The organism is Aeromonas sp. R2-3, assembly GCF_040908375.1.
GTDB lineage: Bacteria > Pseudomonadota > Gammaproteobacteria > Enterobacterales > Aeromonadaceae > Aeromonas > Aeromonas veronii.
Genome location: NZ_JBFODP010000031.1, coordinates 35,636 through 51,629, shown reverse-complemented (window position 1 = coordinate 51,629; position 15,994 = coordinate 35,636). Strand labels below are relative to the sequence as shown.

The window sequence follows — 15,994 nt, the reverse complement described above, 5'->3', positions numbered from 1 at the left end:
GCTGATTCAGACCCCGCTACGGCGGGGTTTTTTGTCCCTGTTTACCGCTTTCAATCTTCTCTTTGTCGCGTGTTACCGGTGTTCAATCAGTTACCAAGCGCAAACAAGCGCGGCATATCTGTCACTATTTGCCACAAAAAACAGCATTTTTCACAAACGTTTCACCATGAGTCATGGCATCATGCTGGTGATGAATTCTTGTTTGGATTCATAAGTACCCCTAACAATTCGAGCATGTCGTTATATAAGGAAATCCCATGTTGAAAACCGTCCGCCCCCTGCTGCTGCCCCTGATGTTTGGCCTGATGACCCTGCCTGCCGTGGCGGGTGATCTGGAACAGCCGATGAAGAAGATTGGCTTCAACTACAAGCAGGCCGTCAAGGCTGATGATGCAGCCACCATGGAGAAGCACATCAACGAGATGAAGGCCCAGCTGGATGTGGCCAAGCAGAAGAACATGCCGGCCGCCAAGAAAGAGAAATTCCTTGAAGGAATGAACGAGGTACAGACCGAGCTGGACGCCAGCCTGGCCGCACTCAAGGCGGGTGATGAGGCCAAGGCGCGCGAACATCTGGCCAAGGTCAACGACCTGAAGAAGGAGTACCACAAATATGCCAAGCAAAAAGGGTGAGCCCTTTCGCTGGGATCCGCTGGTTCGCCTGACCCACTGGGGCTTGGCGGCGGTCTGCATCGGCAACCTCTGGGTTAACGAAGCGGGGGAGGAGTGGCATGAGTGGCTGGGTTACGGCGCCATTGGGCTGATCTCCTTGCGTCTGCTCTGGGGGCTCACTTTCGCCCGTGGCTACGCTCGCCTTGGTGCCCTCATCCCCAGCGGTGAGGATTTTCGCCAGCAAGCGCGCGAGATGCGTGAGCGGCAGCCTCCGGCTCCGGGTCATCACGGTAGCGGCAAGCTGGCCGTGTGGGCGCTCTGGCTGGTTGTGCTGGCCACTGCTGGCAGCGGCTGGTTTCAAAATACCGAGACGGGATTTGAACTGGGGGCTGACGAGTGGCATGAGTGGTGCGTGGTGGCGCTGCAGGGACTGATTGGTCTGCATCTGCTGGCCATCGTCTTCACCTCTTGGCGCCAGCGCAGCAATCTGGTTACCCGGATGCTGCCTGCCATCGGGCGTCGCTCATCCATCCAGAGCAGCAGCAACGAGCAAACCTGAGGCTCAGCATTAGGCTCCTTGTCTCTGAGTGAGGCGCCTGATCCGGACCCTGCCCAGACCCGCCCATGGCGGGTCTTTTCTATGACCTCATCCAGCTCATCACAGGGCATTGCCCGATACGTAGATGCAAAAAGGCCGCTCATTATGAGCGGCCTTTTTCAATTTGGTGGCCCCTGGGGGACTTGAACCCACGACCAATCGATTATGAGTCGTAGAATTTACATTCTCACAATGTCTCATTGCGTTTCAGAAAGCATACAAAAATCATAGTAAACACATACATATAGCAAACTTGCTTGTCTCATAAGATCTCGTAAAATATCAGATAGCTTCATCTTAAAAGCACCCATTAAAGCACCATGATTTGAGCATGGGTGCTTTTAGCGAGACCTGTCGACTATGCCATTAACGCCCAATGATATCGCTGCACTACCAGCGAAAACCAATGCCTATTACAGGATGGATGATACCCGTACTCGTGGGGCTGGTGGGCTCGGGGTCAAAGTTCTTCCAAGTGGTGGCAAGATGTTTGTCTTCCGCTACATGCGCAAAGGAAAGCGGGCCTTCATCCAACTTGGCAGTTTTCCCACGCTGTGCCTTGCCGATGCCCGCAACAAAGCCCGGGCCTTGAGCCAGACAATCCGAGATGGTTTAGACCCCAAAGATGAGCAAGAACGACAATCAAAAGAGCGTGAGCAGGCCAAGCGAGAGCATGAGCAACAAGGCACCATAGGGCAGTTATTCCAAAGCTATACCCAACAGATGAAGAAAGACGGTAAACGTACCCATGCGGCTGTGATGTTGGCGTTGGAAAAAGAGACATACCCGCATCTGAGCAAGACGACCAAAGCAAAGGATGTGACCGCTCATGATATCAAGATCATTTTGGCCCACATGATACGCCGGGGAGCAAGCACCCAATCAAACCGGGTACGTAGTTACCTGATGGCAGCCTTCAATTACGGCCTCAAGCACGACAACGATCCTGCCAACTTCATAGATGATGCTAAGTTTGGCCTTGTGATGAACCCAGTGGACGCGATACCCAAACAGAAAGCTGCGGAGCGCGTCGGAGAACGATTCCTATCATGGAGCGAAACCCGTCAACTACTCGATGATATGGAGCAGCCAACGAGCCTTGGCCCGACCCTACGCAACCTGATCCGGTTGTGTTTCTTCACCGGAGGTCAGAGGCCCAATGAACTGGCTGAATCCCGTTGGGCCAATATTGATTGGCAAGCCAAAACTCTGACCATTACCGCCGACATTTCAAAAAATAAGCGTATCCACATTGTTCCACTCACTGATAGCGCCTTGTTTGTCCTTCGGTTCCAACAAGAGCTAGCTGGTGATAGCCCTTTTATCTTTCCTCATGCCCTGCAGTCGGATAAGCCTATGCCGATGGCATCACTGAGCCAAGCTATCGACCGTTACAGAAAACGAACCCAGATGGAGCATTTTATCCCCCGTGACTTCCGGCGTACCTGTAAAACCCTGATGGGTGAGCTTGGTATTGCCAAAGATCTGCGCGACCGCCTCCAGAATCACGCCCGGAATGACGTATCCAGCAAACACTATGATCGTTATGAATATCTTCCAGAAAAGCGTCATGCCTTGGAATTATGGGAACGACGCTTGCTGCAGACTGAAATGGATCCTGGTGTCTCTGCAAACCTTGGGGAGTAAATGATGGGTAGCTTCGCGGCGAATGTTCGTATACGTCGCAGTTTGGAAAGCTGTCGTTGACCAATCTGGTGTTTAGGGTCAGGCGGCATTTCTGTCTGGCTCATCCTACTCTTGAGCCCCATCCTCGAACGTCACATTGCTCTCTGTCTAGCCCGTAACGCAAACCCCATAGAATGCCTGTACGTCCCATCCACTGAATCCCCTCACCTGTAGGACTCGCGCAGGTTGGTTAGATCTCGCAGAGTACTCTTTAGAGACTCATCACTCAAGCACTGCTCTATCTGGTTGATAATGTCGTTAATTAATTGCTTGTCGAGATAAATCACTAAATTGTTGAGTTGACATAGACGCCCCCAAAGGGGGGCGATCAGGCTCAATTAAGCTTTCACCCCTGTAGGGCTGGCCTCATAGGTTGACATTCCTTCAGACTGCTCTCGAATGCAAAAAACCAAGGAGCAATCTTATGAATCAACCTAATACGATGCTGATTTCCGAAGCAAGCTTGCGTAAAAAACTGGAAATCTCGCGGGCTACCATCTACCGCTGGCGTAAAAATAATCCGAATTTCCCCAAGGCTGTCCATATCGGACCGCGGGCTATTCGTTACGACCTTGCCGCTGTTGAGGCATTCATTGCCAAATTGAGCGAAGGGGAGATTACGTAATGGCCTCCCCATTCAAGAAATTCATTTTGCTGCTCTACATGCCCTTCACCATGGAGAAGAACTACCTACTCTCTGCTGATGGTTTCCTTGCTGTGATTGGAGGTGAGACATGGGTGATGTAGTAAGGCCGGATACCAAGGACGTCACACCTCAGGAGTCTTGGGTTTTGTACTCGAGGGAAAAGGCATTGTTGCTTGAACGTGAGAAAGAGCTGACTCACAAAGAAATCGAGCTGCGTGTACGTGCACTGGTTGATAAACACGGTGTGTAATATGGCTGATATTTATATGTTTCCGGACAAGCACGCGCCAGTTCAGCCACCGGCTGTCCGTGTGGCTCAACTGGCTGACGGTTTTACCAGGATTGCCAATGAGCTCTATGACGCCATCATTTTGGCTGATTTCACCAAGAATGAGCAGAAGGTGATACATGCCATTACCCGCTGCACCTTCGGGTTTAACAAGAAGGTGGATCGCATTTCTGACGGCCAGATTGCCCGGCGCACAGGGATGTCGCGCCAGGCGGTCAGTCTTGCCAAAAACACGTTGTTACGTATGAAGGTTTTGGTGCGTGAGGTGGGCAAAATCGGTCCCAACAATTGCCTGAGTGAGTGGGAAGTTACTGAGTGTCATAGGAAGTCTGACATTGTCAGAGAAACCATGACAAATGGTGTCACGGAAACCATGACAGTCTTGTCAGAGAAACCCGGACACACAAAAGACACTACTAAAAAGACAAAAAAGAAAAATACTGATGGAGCATCAGCTGGTGCTGACGCCCCCACAGTCGAACAACAACAGGTCAAGCAGAGCAAACACACACCCTTTCAAGCCATCGTGGATATCTACCACGAGGTACTGCCTGAGATGGCTGCAATACGGGAGCTTACCGACGCACGCAAGACCAAAATTCGTAACTTCTGGCACAAGTTCAAGTTTACCGAAGAACGCTGGCGTAAGTACCTGGAATATATCGCCGAGAACTGCCGCTGGATGTGTGAGAGTCGACCACGGCAGGATGGCAGGTCGAGCTGGAAACGGAAGAATCTGGATTTTCTGATCACCGAGCGCTGCATATTGGGCGTAATGGAGGGGCGGTTCGATGACGAGTAGCATTCTGGGATTGGTCCCTCCGCACAACTTTGAAGCTGAACAATCGACGCTGGGTGGGCTGATGATCCGCGCCGAAGCTTTCCACGAGCTCTCTCTGTCTGAGCGGGATTTTTACAGCCGGCCGCACCAGATCATTTTTGACGCCATCTCACAGTTGGTGGCTACGCGCCAACCTGTTGACCTCAATACGGTCAGCCACCGTTTGGATGAGAGTGGGCTGATTGAGGAGGCTGGCGGTTTGGCCTACTTGATAGAAGTCATCAAAAACACGCCGAGTGCGGCCAACATCACTACCTATGGTGCCATCGTGCGCCAAAATGCAGATCGTCGCTTTGCTGTTGCTAGGCTGCAGGATTGTATTGGGGCGATGATGGATCCTGGATTCAGCTCGACCGAAGAGCGGTTCGCCACCATGGATGGCCTGCTGGGGGAAATCGACAGCAAGCGCTCTGATGGTGTGTCGGCCCTAGCGTCGCCAGCCTCAGACATAGTCCGCCAGTGGTGTGACGAGATGGAGCGCCGCTCTAACCTCAACCCTAACGAGATGATCGGTTACGCGACAGGGATCGACAGTCTCGACAAGTTGCTCTACCCGTCCGGGATCAACAAGACCGCGCTGGTGTGCATTGGGGCACGCCCCAAAATGGGTAAATCGACGGTGATGGCCAGCTTGTGCAACCACACTGCTTTGGTGAAAAAGCTGCCGGTTGTTGGTTTCAGTCTGGAAATGACCAGTGTTGAGCTGTTCGAGGTGATGATCGCGCAGGCTGTCGGAATAAATCGGCAGGAGCTGAGTCATGCGAAAGACCAGCAATCGATCGACAAGGCCTATTCTGTAGCGGCCGAGTTGGGCTACTCCAAGCTTCACCTTGCCGATCAGTCGGGTATGAGCCTGTCCCAGATTGTTAGGGAGTGTCGTCGTCTGCGCCGTAAGTTGGGTCAACTGGGATTGATTGCGGTGGACTATCTGACCTTGATGAAGGCGGATAAGGCTGAACGCAATGACTTGGCGTATGGGGCGATCACCAAGGGACTCAAGGAACTGGCCAAGGAGATGGGTTGCCCGGTAGTGCTGCTGACTCAGCTCAATCGTGGTCTTGAATCTCGGGACAACAAGCGGCCCATGCCGAGCGACAGCCGTGACACTGGCCAGATCGAGCAAGACTGCGACATTTGGATTGGCTTGTACCGGGACGAGGTGTATGACGAGAACTCTCCTCGCCAAGGGCTCTTAGAACTGAGTGTGCGTCTGAACCGGAGCGGTAATACGGGGACTGCATACTGTCGATTCCAGGAAGGGGTGATTTCAAACATCAGTGCTGAGGAGGTAGATCGGGTGGTTCAGGTAGCGGTGGCGTCGGCCAAGGGTAAGGTACACAAAGGGGGATGGAGTGATTAAGTAATTGAAATTAAATATTAACTATAAATAACTTGGGAAGGTGATGTAGTTTTTACTGATGGACATCATATGCCTAAGTGGAGCGCAGGGGGCATTTACACACCGATTTCCTGCTGCTGGCTGCAATGCCTTGCCCTGAGGAGCCTCGCGCCGGATGCGTAATCTACTACTCCATCTAAGGAAGGTAGACTGATTTATTACCGCACATCCGGGCAACGATTATCATCCTCCCCCCTGTAGGGCTGGATATCAACCTGCGCCTTCGTAAATACTGGTCGCCTATGACCTATTCCTCTATGCATACAACGGATTCCCCAGACTGGCACAGTATCGAACTCGCGTACTGTGCTGGCCGCCAAAGTGTACGCCAAATAGCGATAGAGCACGGCATTTCACATACCGCCATTAACAAGCGGGCCAAGACGCACAAATGGTCAAGAGTTATAACACCCGTTAACGCTACCTCATCTTCAGGTATGCCTACGGCCCCTATCAGGGGCTCTGAACACGTGGATTCTACAACTCAAGTTATGATCCCAGTTTTTACTCCTCAGGTTTCCACTGTGGAAACCAATACGTCGAATCCCAAGACGGTAACAAGAGGTCGTCGGAGTACATTCACAAACGAGTTGGGTGAGGCTATATGCAGCGCCATTGCTGATGGAGTGAGTCTACGCGCAGTGCTTGCGCGTCCAGGCATGCCGTCCAAATCTATGGTGATGCGCTGGTTGGCTGATGAACGCTACATAGAATTTAGGGACCAGTACGCGTGCGCGCGCGAGGAGCTGGCCGACAAACTGGCCGACGAGATCCTCCAGATTGCCGATGACAGCAGTAATGACACCTTTCTCGACGCCAACGGGAACGTAAAAGTTAACCATGATGTGATTGCTCGTGCCCGCCTGCAGATCGATGCTCGTAAATGGCTGGCCTCGAAGTTGGCTCCCAAGAAGTACGGCGATGGGGGGGCGCGAGAAAATTCGGGCCTTAGCCACGGGAGCATGCAGGTGAAATCGACAGTAACGTTTGTGCATCCACCCAACTGGGACGAAGATAGCGAGGTTGATTAGGATGACTGATTTTGCGAGATCGAATGAAAGCCCCAAAGCCATCGTGGCAATCTCGTTCGGGACGAAGGGGTCGGAGGTTCGAATCCTCTCACACCGACCAAATCTAACAAGGGCTTAGCTTCGGCTAGGCCCTTGTGCTTTTCCGGTCCCCCAGTTCTGTGGGGCATTTGTGGGGCATTTTGATTTGCCGCCCTGCTTACCACATCTGTAATTGCCAGTTCTTGGCTCCTCATCAGCAGTTTCCCCTTTCAGGGAAACGTGCTAACTATTTCCTTCCATACAGATTGCCCGACTCGTTGCGGGCCTCAAATGAGCGGCTGATTTCAATCTCTTTGATTATCAAGGTTCGACGGCAGGAAAAGGATCACCAGATATGCAAGGCCAGGAACGGCAATGCCAGGAGTTTTACCAGACTCGTTTTGCTGGATATGCACAGCAGCTTGCCCCATTCGCCGCACTTGATGAGTGCCTTCACGACTTTCTGGATCAACGTCCGAGCGGCAAATACACAACTCGCAATCGTGCTGCCGGACTGGCTGCCGCATCCTTTTGGTGGGAGCCAGTCAATCTTGAAGGTGCTCAACTGGCAAGCTTGGCACTGGGACGTATTTTGCATTTTGAGGATGCTATTAGCACTGCGCTGCTGGATCATCTGGCCGCTCGTCATCCAGATGTATTGCGTTGGGCGATTCGTTACTCGAAGCTGTTTACACGCAGCGATTCACCGCTCTGGCAGCATCTTCGGGACAATCTCGTCAGCAAGGATTGGTGCGAATTTTTCGGCGTCTGTGATCGCTTGCTTGAGCAACTCGAACCATTCGATAAAGCCATCGAACTGGCTGAGTCCCACCTGAAGTCGCTTACGCTATTAGAGCTACTTTCCTATTTGAGCGTGACAGCTTATGGGCAACTTGGTGCCGCTAAGGATAGAGACAGCAGTGCGGAAGATTGGGATGTCTATGATCGGATTATCGCGCGCAAACTGTTGAATTGTTCCGAGCGTGATTTTCAACTGACAGAGGAGGTTCTCGGCCGATCTCTCAAGCGTCATTTGTCGCCACTCCTTTTTCCACCGTCAGGTGTGGGGCGAGAGTGTGTTGCCAACCTCGAATCGGTTGCCCTGCTTATTGCCGCTATGCGCGAGCGAATCGATTACGAGAATTCCATCAATTGGTTCTGTTTTGACAGCGATTGCGGTTACCAGCTCAAGCCGGGACAACCGGTCATCTTCAATAAAACTGATTTGGGCTCACAGCGCTGGCAGCGTACTGAGAGAAAAAGCAGGTTGCTTTGGCACTACTGGATGTACCGCGCGATTGAGCAATTCGCAGCGTCCGATATGGCTGGCGCAATCATAGGGAGGCCGGAAAACCACGAAGCGAATCAGCTAGCTTACATAAAAGCCATTCGCAGTCAGCTCTACCTGCAGACCATTTTCGGGTTGGGTGAGCGGGTCAGACTGAACGATGGAGCTGAGGTAGCCCTGCACCACGCGATATTAGCCAGTGAGCTGACAACCGTGTTCTTCGAGCAGGCATTTCTCCAGCCTTTTCTGCGCTATATGGATGACTCAGGTGTAGCAGTGAAGGCTCTGGGTCAATTGGCTTTTGAAGGACTTGTGCATGGTGAGAACCGCTTTCCCATCACCTGGTCGGAACCGAAAGATAAGATCCGTCGTATTTGTGGTTGGACCGTCAGCCCTGAGCATCCCAAGGGCGACCCCGAGGCGGCCGAAGCCATCCTGAAGTTCTGGACCAGTGATCTGCAGGCTCTATCCGCGCAGATAAGGCAAGCGCCAAACATACCGTCACCACGACTGTACGAGCGGCCGTTCTACAAGATTGGCCGCTACAGTTTTCAGTTCCCCTGGGTTGCCGGTCAACAGAACAATCTGACCGCTGCGGTGAATAACCTGCGTCGTGTTGAACAACGCAGGCCAGCTTTGCGCAGCGAAACGGAGCGTATTGAACATACCCTTGCCGAAGCGCTAAGGCAGAGGGGATTCCACGTCGTGGTGGGCTACCAACCGCCACTGAGTGATGAGCGCGATGCTGGCGAAGTGGACCTGATCTGTCACTTGGATGGGGTTGCGTTGCTGCTGGAGGTCAAGTCTGGCTTCATTCGTTCAACTCGCCATGAAGTCTGGCTGCATCGAACCAATACCCTGCGCAAGGCGGCGAGGCAGTTAAAGCGCAAGCAACCGGTTGTGCTTCAAGCACTGCAAAATGACCAAGGGTTGCGTTCAGCTCTATTGCTGAGTGATGTTAATCCTCTGCCAGCCCTGCATGCCTGGGTTGTGGATACGTCGATTGAATTTGATGGTGAGGTTGTCGATGGGTTCCACGTCGTCTCCCGCGAGATCATGGAGATCGCTTTGCGCGATGAACCGCATTATCTGCGGGAGTTTGAAGAGATGGATGAGGCTGAGGCTGGGAATGAGGTAGAGACTCTGTATGCCGACGGATTCAGTGCGCAAGCTCTTGTTAGGTTGATCGAGTCCGATGGGGTCTGGAGTGACTTGCTTTAGATATCAAGATCACTCAAATATGCTTGCCAGTCATTGGCGACGTCACCATATGTTGATCGGAACTAGTATGGGTTCCAGCGCTCATTCATAAAGCCGCAACCATGTTCGCGGCGATATACTTCTCTGCGCTGCTCCTCTTCTGGGTCTTGGCGGTCGTACTCACTGTCGAGACTATCGTGGCGTTGATTGGGTATCTCAGAGTAAGCACGGACGAACAGAGTATTGGAGCTCAGCGTCACAGTATTGGGCAGACTCACAAGGTTGAGACTTGGTTCGCTGACGAAGGCGTATCGGGAGCAGTGAAGGCACTACAGGCAATATCCATTGCACATCATCTTGGTAAACATGCTCTTTCCCTCTCACATATCAAGCTCATGCCCGCCGCTAACAACGCCTGAGTGCCAGTGACGGTCGCTCAGACGATGTATGCTAGCTTGTAACTATCCCTTCTCATCCATGTACTTGTCGGTTGCGGTGCCAGCACCCACCGCCACCGCAACAGCTACCCCGGCTGAGGAGATGGCACCCACAGGGCCCAGCACAGGCAGAGAGACAATCACTACCGCGGTGGCAACCGTTGCTTCTACAAAATCACGAAACCAGGACATAGGCTTGCTCCTTTTCCGATGCGGTATTGCCTAATTCGGCAGCACCGTTATCCTTAATTGATACATTGCGGAACGTGATGTCCATCACATTTCATATCCGCCAGAAAAATTTTAGCGCCTGTTTGAAAAAAGTGGGAACAGTGAAAAAATAAAGATTTTTACACGGTGTTATAATTGTGTGCTATATGAGGGTTCAAAGAAAGAATGCCTTATGCCAAGAATTGACACTTTAATTTTTAAATTTCAATGAGTTGGATTATTTTCACTGAATCGCCCCGGCTTCTTTAGACACTGTCGTGACGTGAGATTGTTACAGATCATCATTGAGTCTGGCGAGCTCCACTTCGTTGGTAGTGATCGCCAAGTTTGCTAGTTTGTCCGCTATCTCATTACCTTCAATTCCTGCACGGCCAAAATCGCGCTCAATTGAAACCTTGTTTTTTATGCGTGCGAATGCTGAATATACTTCTTCGACCAACAATCTATTAGCCACTTGCTTACCACTTTTCAGTTTCCATCCTCTTTTCTTCCATCCCGGCGTGTAGTGGTCTAATCATCCCGGACACCATTTTAGGTGTTACAGTCGCCACCGGCGTTGTTGCCCAAATCGATGCAGCTTGAATGGAACTAACTGAGGACTCGGTGACCTGATCACCACCATCCTCTTCAAGTCTGCATCATGGGTACGTCGCTTCTCCCCATCACCAACTGGCCTCAATACAACAAATCATTGGTTAACCGTGGTTCACTCACCTTCTGGGTTGATGCCGAGGCCATGAACAACTGGTTTCACCACGGCCATCATGGGGGCCGGGGCCACAGCCAGCTTTACACTGACCAGATCATCTGTACCTTCCTTTTCCTTATGCTCAAGGGGATTTTCAACCTCACTCTGCGGGCCACCCAAGGACTACTCGACTCCCTGTTCGAGTTGATGAACGTACCGCTTTGTGCCCCCGATTACAGTTGTGTCAGCAAGCGAGCACGCACAGTGACGGTCGCTTATCGACAGCCCCCAAAGGGGCGCATTACCGACTTGGTTATCGACTCAACCGGGCTGAAGGTGTTTGGTGAAGGCGAGTGGAAGGTCAGAAAACACGGCGCTGAGAAGCGGCGGGTCTGGCGCAAGTTACACCTGGCGGTAGACCCGGTGACCCACGATATCGTGGCGGCGGAAGTCTCGCTGGAAAATGTCCATGATGCCGAGGTGCTGCCGACCTTGCTCAACCCACTGCGGCGCAAGCTGGGACGTGTTTATGCGGATGGCGCCTATGATAGCAAAGCCAGCCATCAGCTTATCGCGCGCAAAGGGGCGACAGCCTGTATCCCGCCTCGCAAGAACGCGGGGTTATGGGAAAAGGGACATCCGAGAAATGAGGCGGTGCTGGAGATGCGCAAGGAAGGGCTGGCGCACTGGAAGAAGATGTCGGGATATAATCGGCGCTCGCTGGCAGAGGCGGCGATGTATCGGTTCAAGCAGTTGCTGAACTCAGCGGCGAAGTACGGTTTCACCGACATCCAGTGAACGGCTTGCTTCGGGGACTGAATATCCCTGGTCGAGCACCAGGGATGCGGCTTCGAGTTTGAATTCGGCAGTAAATGAGCGACGTAATCTTGTCATTGAACACCTCAGGTCATGGTGGCGACTGTACCACCTAAAATGGTGTCCGGGATGATTAGGCCACTACGTAGCCTACTATCATTCCCATGGAGTAACGTTGACGTACTTGTATTTGGCGTAGACAGGTTGGCTGTTGTAGGTACTTGGTGGGAAGCTGGGATTGGCGCTGATCCAGTTGTTCACAAAAACCTGCATCCAACTGGTGACGGGGCGGCTCTCTCGGCGCACGCTCACCCATTTGTTCTGGGTGCGGCTGAACACCTGCCAAGTGACACCCGCTGCATCGATATTAAAGGCGTAGCGCTCCATATTCCAGATTGACATGCCGTACTTGCCTAAATCGATGTCTTGAGGATACTGACGCCCCTGGATCCAGACGTTGGTATGGAGCAGGTTGGTGCCCCCCATCAGCTCGATGTCGACTTCATAGTGAGAGCTGGTGCCTGCATCTCCGGTATAGGTAAAGAAGGAGCTGATGGTGCCGGGCACCGATCCTGCCTGCATCTGCACCTCATAACGACCCTTGCGGGTGTAGTTGTAGGTTCGCAGCTCAGCGCAGCTCTTGTTTCCTTTGTCGGATTTCGCATGGAGGATGGCCATGCCGGACTCCATCCAGACGTTGGCGGCGCGCCAGGTGCAGTCGAATTCTGACCCTCCATTACGCCAACCATCAGAGACCTGCCAATCCTGATTGCTCCACCACCATGCCGATGCCTGAGTGGAATATAATCCTCCCGCCATCAGCAATACTGACATCAGTCCAAGTTTACGCATATTATCCAAATTCCTGTGTGTTTATTAATGAGTGTTTTATTGATGACTACAAGCAGCATAAGAATAGCCATTAACATATATTGAAACTTATACTGGTATCGCGTCATGACAGTTTCATATTTTTGAAATTGCCTGAAAAGGTATGAAATACATGACGACTGGTTGGTATAAGCAGAATAAAAAAAGCCACCGTATATAACGGTGGCAAAAGCACGGACTCCCGATCCGATGAGTTAAAATCAGCTGGCTTGGCGGCGATAGATCTCGACCAGTTCGGTGGCCAGTTCGCGGCACAGAATGGAGGTCATCAGGTGATCCTGAGCATGTACCATGACCAGTGTCATCTTGGTCTTGCCTTCGCCCTCATCGGCTTCAATCAGTTTGGTTTGTACGGCATGGGCAGCCTTCCCTGCGTCGGTGGCTTGGAGCAGCAAGGCATCCGCTTCGCTGAACTGGCCAGCACGAGCCTGACGCAGGGCTTCGAAACAGAGACTGCGAGACTGACCGGCATTGACGATGATGCCCATGACTGCTTCTTCAAGATCCATCATTTATGACTCCTTAAAATCCATTATTACGAGAGACGTTGGCGAACCATTCACCACTTTTCTTGACGGTGCGCTGCTGGCTTTCCAAATCAAGGCTGATGAATCCATAGCGGTTCTTGTAGGCATTCATCCAGGACCAGTTGTCAATAAAGGTCCACAGGTGATAACCACGGCAATTACTTCCTTCAGCAATGGCGGTATGAATCCACTGGAGGTGGCCACGAATGAAGTCGATACGATAGTCGTCTTTTACCTGACCATCTTCACCAATGAATCTGTGTTCCCCTTCGACACCCATGCCATTTTCGGAGATATAGCTTGGAATATTTCCATAGTTGTCGCGCAGGTTGATCAATATGTCATAAATACCGCGCTCATATATTTCCCAGCCACGATAAGGGTTCATTTTGCGGCCTGGCATCTCGTAATTCTCGAAGAACCAGTCAGGCAGGAAAGGGGAGTCCGGGTTGATGGCCGTCATGCGTGCCTTCACTCGCCGCGGCTGGTAATAGTTGATGCCGAGCAGATCGATCTTGCCGGCGGCCAGCAGTTCGCAGTCGCCGCTTTGCACCACGGGCATCTGATCGTGTTCGCGCAGGATATCGATCAGCTCCTGGGGATAAACTCCCTTCACCGCAGGATCGAGGAAGGCGCGGTTGAAGAACAGGTCAGCAATGAACGAGGCCTTCAAGTCCGCCGGGTTTGAAGAGCGCGGATATGAGGGGGTCAGGTTCAGGACAATGCCGATCTGGCCGGGCAGGGATAGTGTTCGATAACGCTTCACCGCCAGGCTGTGGGCCAGCATCATGTGATAAGCCACCTGGGCTGCCCGTCTGAAGTCCATCTGGTTCGGGTAATGGAAGTCATACAGATAACCACCTTCCACCACCACCACTGGTTCATTGAAGGTCATCCAGCAGGCGACGCGATCACCGAACAGTTTGAAGCAGAGCTCTGCGTACTCGGCATAAGCCGCCACGGTTTCGCGGCTCTCCCAGCCCCCCTGCTCCTGCCAGTACATCGGCATGTCGAAGTGGAACAGGCCGATGAAGGGTTTGATCCCCTTGGCCAGCAGCTCATCGATAACCTTGTTGTAGAAGTCGACGGCCTCCTGGTTGACGGTGTGGCCATCCGGCAGCAACCGGGCCCAGGAGATGGATGTGCGGAAGCTGTTGTGGCCAATCTGTTCCATCAATGCGATGTCTTCACGATAACGATCGTAGAAGGTGGAGGTGTTGGCTGGGCCTACCTGACCGTGGAAACGATGTGGCTCCGTCTCGAACCAGTGATCCCAGATGGTCGGTGCCTTGCCGCCCACGTTGGCAGCCCCTTCCGATTGTGCGGCCGACGAGGCGCTACCCCACCAGAAGCCTTCGGGGAATGTATATTGCATTGCAGTTTCCTCTTGATGACCGGCGTGCAGGCGGCGTGGCGCCCGCACGCCGGGTGCTTACGCCTGACTCTGAATCGGTGTGATTGTGTCTGCTTTTTCTGATCTGGCGGCTTCTTCCGCTTCAGCCGTCTCGGCTTCCTGCTTGAGCAGGGTGCGTTCGTAAGCCCGCACGAAGGGGTAATACATCAGGGCGGAGATCCCCATGCAGATGAAGCACATGATGACCGGACTGAAGGCCCAGTTGGTCGCCCAGGAGGCGCCGATGGGGGCCGGAGTGGTCCATGCGGTCAGCATCACGACCTTCTCAACCAGACCCAGATCCACGGCAAACCAGGCCAGGATGGCGTTGATCACCGGCACCAGGATGAAGGGCAGGAAGAAGACCGGGTTCATGATGATGGGGGCACCAAACAGGATCGGTTCGTTGATGTTGAAGAACCCGGGGACCACGCCCATTCGTCCTATGGTGCGCAGGTGTACGGCACGGCTGCGCATTAGCAGGAATGCCAGTGGCAAGGTGGATCCCACGCCGCCGATGAACAGGAAGTGATCCCAGAAACCGGGCAGGAAGGTGTGAGGAATGGCCTGACCTGCGGCTAGTGCGGCCTGGTTGCTGGCTAGGTTTGCCATCCAGAAGGGGTTCATGATGCCGGTGACGATCATGGTGCCGTGGATGCCAGCAAACCATAGGATCTGGCACAACAGCACCGCCAGCAAGACGGCAGGCAGGCTGTCGGAAGCCGCCACTAGCGGTTTGAGCATGGCCATGATCGCCTCGGGCAGGATCATGCCTGTGGTTTCCTGCAGCAGCATGTTGAAGGGGTGTAAGGTCAGGATGATCGCTAGGACCGGGATCAGCACCTCGAAGGAGCGCGCTACCCCCATCGGGACCTGCTCGGGCAGACGGATGGTGATGTTGTTGCGCTTGAGCCAGGCGTAGACCTCGGTCGAATAGATGGCACAAATGAGAGCTGTAAAGATGCCCTGACCGGAGAAATACTGGGTGGAGATGGTGCCGTCTTTATATTGTGCCGCCACCAGCATGAACGACATCAGGGAGAGCAAGCCCGTGGTGATGGGGTCCAGGGAGTATTGCTTGGCCAGGCTTGATGCGACTCCCACCGAGATGAAGACCGTCATCAGTCCCATGCTCATGTTGAAGGGCAACATGAGTTCGGCACGATAGGTGGTGGAAAAATCGAGCCAAGCTCTGGCAAAGCCCCAGGTGGTTTCGCTGGAGATGGGGGGGAAGATGAAGACCAGCATAAAGCTGCCAACGATCATGAACGGCAGCGCGGCAATGAAGCCGTCACGGATGGCCAGAACATAGCGTTGCTGGCCCAGTTTTCCTGCCAATGGGCCGATCCGTTGTTCGATCAACTTGACCAGCATCCCATAGAGTGAACTCATTGTGTGTGTCCT

Annotated in this window: 15 protein-coding genes and 3 pseudogenes; 11 read left to right on the top strand and 7 right to left on the bottom strand. The window is 52.9% G+C overall.

The genetic code is table 11. The features are described from left to right. The first annotated feature begins 257 nt into the window (after positions 1 to 257). From AB5Z02_RS16500 to AB5Z02_RS16455, 10 genes are all read left to right on the top strand, one after another. Positions 258 to 632, top strand: coding sequence for a cytochrome b562 (locus tag AB5Z02_RS16500; protein WP_005349056.1), 375 nt, complete (start codon positions 258 to 260; stop codon positions 630 to 632). After that, positions 613 to 1,170 carry a cytochrome b/b6 domain-containing protein gene (locus tag AB5Z02_RS16495; protein ID WP_231720199.1) on the top strand — a complete coding sequence of 186 codons (558 nt, stop codon included), beginning with the start codon at positions 613 to 615 and terminating at the stop codon, positions 1,168 to 1,170. The genes AB5Z02_RS16500 and AB5Z02_RS16495 overlap by 20 nt, the downstream gene beginning before the upstream one ends. Positions 1,171 to 1,569: 399 nt before the next feature. Then, complete coding sequence (locus AB5Z02_RS16490) at positions 1,570 to 2,856, top strand: site-specific integrase (protein ID WP_100654530.1); 1,287 nt, start codon at positions 1,570 to 1,572, stop codon at positions 2,854 to 2,856. A gap of 463 nt (positions 2,857 to 3,319) precedes the next feature. Then, the gene (locus AB5Z02_RS16485) at positions 3,320 to 3,520 is read left to right on the top strand and encodes an AlpA family transcriptional regulator (protein WP_100646754.1); all 201 of its coding nucleotides are present in this window, start codon (positions 3,320 to 3,322) and stop codon (positions 3,518 to 3,520) included. Positions 3,521 to 3,629: 109 nt separating this feature from the next. Further along, positions 3,630 to 3,791 carry a hypothetical protein gene (locus AB5Z02_RS16480; protein WP_158651145.1) on the top strand — a complete coding sequence of 54 codons (162 nt, stop codon included), beginning with the start codon at positions 3,630 to 3,632 and terminating at the stop codon, positions 3,789 to 3,791. A gap of 1 nt (position 3,792) precedes the next feature. Continuing rightward, positions 3,793 to 4,632 (top strand): replication protein, encoded by an 840-nt coding sequence (locus AB5Z02_RS16475; RefSeq protein ID WP_100654529.1) that lies wholly within the window; start codon positions 3,793 to 3,795, stop codon positions 4,630 to 4,632. Then, entirely contained in the window at positions 4,622 to 6,031 is a 1,410-nt protein-coding gene (locus AB5Z02_RS16470) for a DnaB-like helicase C-terminal domain-containing protein (RefSeq protein WP_100654528.1), read from the top strand. Before AB5Z02_RS16475 ends, AB5Z02_RS16470 begins: the two co-directional genes overlap by 11 nt. Before the next feature lie 281 nt (positions 6,032 to 6,312). After that, positions 6,313 to 7,101, top strand: a complete 789-nt coding sequence (locus tag AB5Z02_RS16465) for a hypothetical protein (RefSeq protein WP_368216486.1) — start codon at positions 6,313 to 6,315, stop codon at positions 7,099 to 7,101. A 373-nt stretch (positions 7,102 to 7,474) separates the two neighbouring features. Next, a complete protein-coding gene (locus AB5Z02_RS16460) occupies positions 7,475 to 9,628 on the top strand; it encodes a nuclease-related domain-containing protein (RefSeq protein WP_368216485.1) in 2,154 nt (717 codons plus the stop codon). Positions 9,629 to 9,729: 101 nt separating this feature from the next. After that, on the top strand, positions 9,730 to 10,026 hold the full coding sequence (locus AB5Z02_RS16455; protein WP_235634705.1) for a recombinase family protein: 297 nt from the start codon (positions 9,730 to 9,732) through the stop codon (positions 10,024 to 10,026). A 42-nt stretch (positions 10,027 to 10,068) separates the two neighbouring features. Here AB5Z02_RS16455 and AB5Z02_RS16450 read toward each other — a convergent pair whose 3' ends face one another. Further along, positions 10,069 to 10,236: a hypothetical protein gene (locus AB5Z02_RS16450; RefSeq protein WP_168176960.1), complete on the bottom strand. Its 168-nt coding sequence runs from the start codon at positions 10,234 to 10,236 to the stop codon at positions 10,069 to 10,071. Positions 10,237 to 10,546: 310 nt separating this feature from the next. Continuing rightward, positions 10,547 to 10,768: pseudogene (locus AB5Z02_RS16445) on the bottom strand (hypothetical protein); the annotation flags it as partial. Positions 10,769 to 10,915: 147 nt separating this feature from the next. On the opposite strand from AB5Z02_RS16445, the pseudogene AB5Z02_RS16440 reads away from it, so the two are divergent. Next, positions 10,916 to 11,722, top strand: a pseudogene (locus AB5Z02_RS16440) (IS5 family transposase); the annotation flags it as partial. 6 nt (positions 11,723 to 11,728) lie between these two features. Here AB5Z02_RS16440 and AB5Z02_RS16435 read toward each other — a convergent pair. The 5 genes and pseudogenes from AB5Z02_RS16435 to AB5Z02_RS16415 all read right to left on the bottom strand — a co-directional run. Continuing rightward, a pseudogene (locus tag AB5Z02_RS16435) lies at positions 11,729 to 11,857 on the bottom strand (transposase); the annotation flags it as partial. A 78-nt stretch (positions 11,858 to 11,935) separates the two neighbouring features. Next, positions 11,936 to 12,631 (bottom strand): family 16 glycosylhydrolase, encoded by a 696-nt coding sequence (locus AB5Z02_RS16430; protein WP_100654525.1) that lies wholly within the window; start codon positions 12,629 to 12,631, stop codon positions 11,936 to 11,938. 239 nt (positions 12,632 to 12,870) lie between these two features. Beyond that, entirely contained in the window at positions 12,871 to 13,182 is a 312-nt protein-coding gene (locus AB5Z02_RS16425; protein ID WP_010673336.1) for a PTS lactose/cellobiose transporter subunit IIA, read from the bottom strand. Positions 13,183 to 13,192: 10 nt separating this feature from the next. Beyond that, the gene (locus AB5Z02_RS16420; RefSeq protein ID WP_100654524.1) at positions 13,193 to 14,572 is read right to left on the bottom strand and encodes a glycoside hydrolase family 1 protein; all 1,380 of its coding nucleotides are present in this window, start codon (positions 14,570 to 14,572) and stop codon (positions 13,193 to 13,195) included. 57 nt (positions 14,573 to 14,629) lie between these two features. Continuing rightward, on the bottom strand, positions 14,630 to 15,982 hold the full coding sequence (locus AB5Z02_RS16415; RefSeq protein WP_064341852.1) for a PTS sugar transporter subunit IIC: 1,353 nt from the start codon (positions 15,980 to 15,982) through the stop codon (positions 14,630 to 14,632). Positions 15,983 to 15,994: the final 12 nt, after the last annotated feature.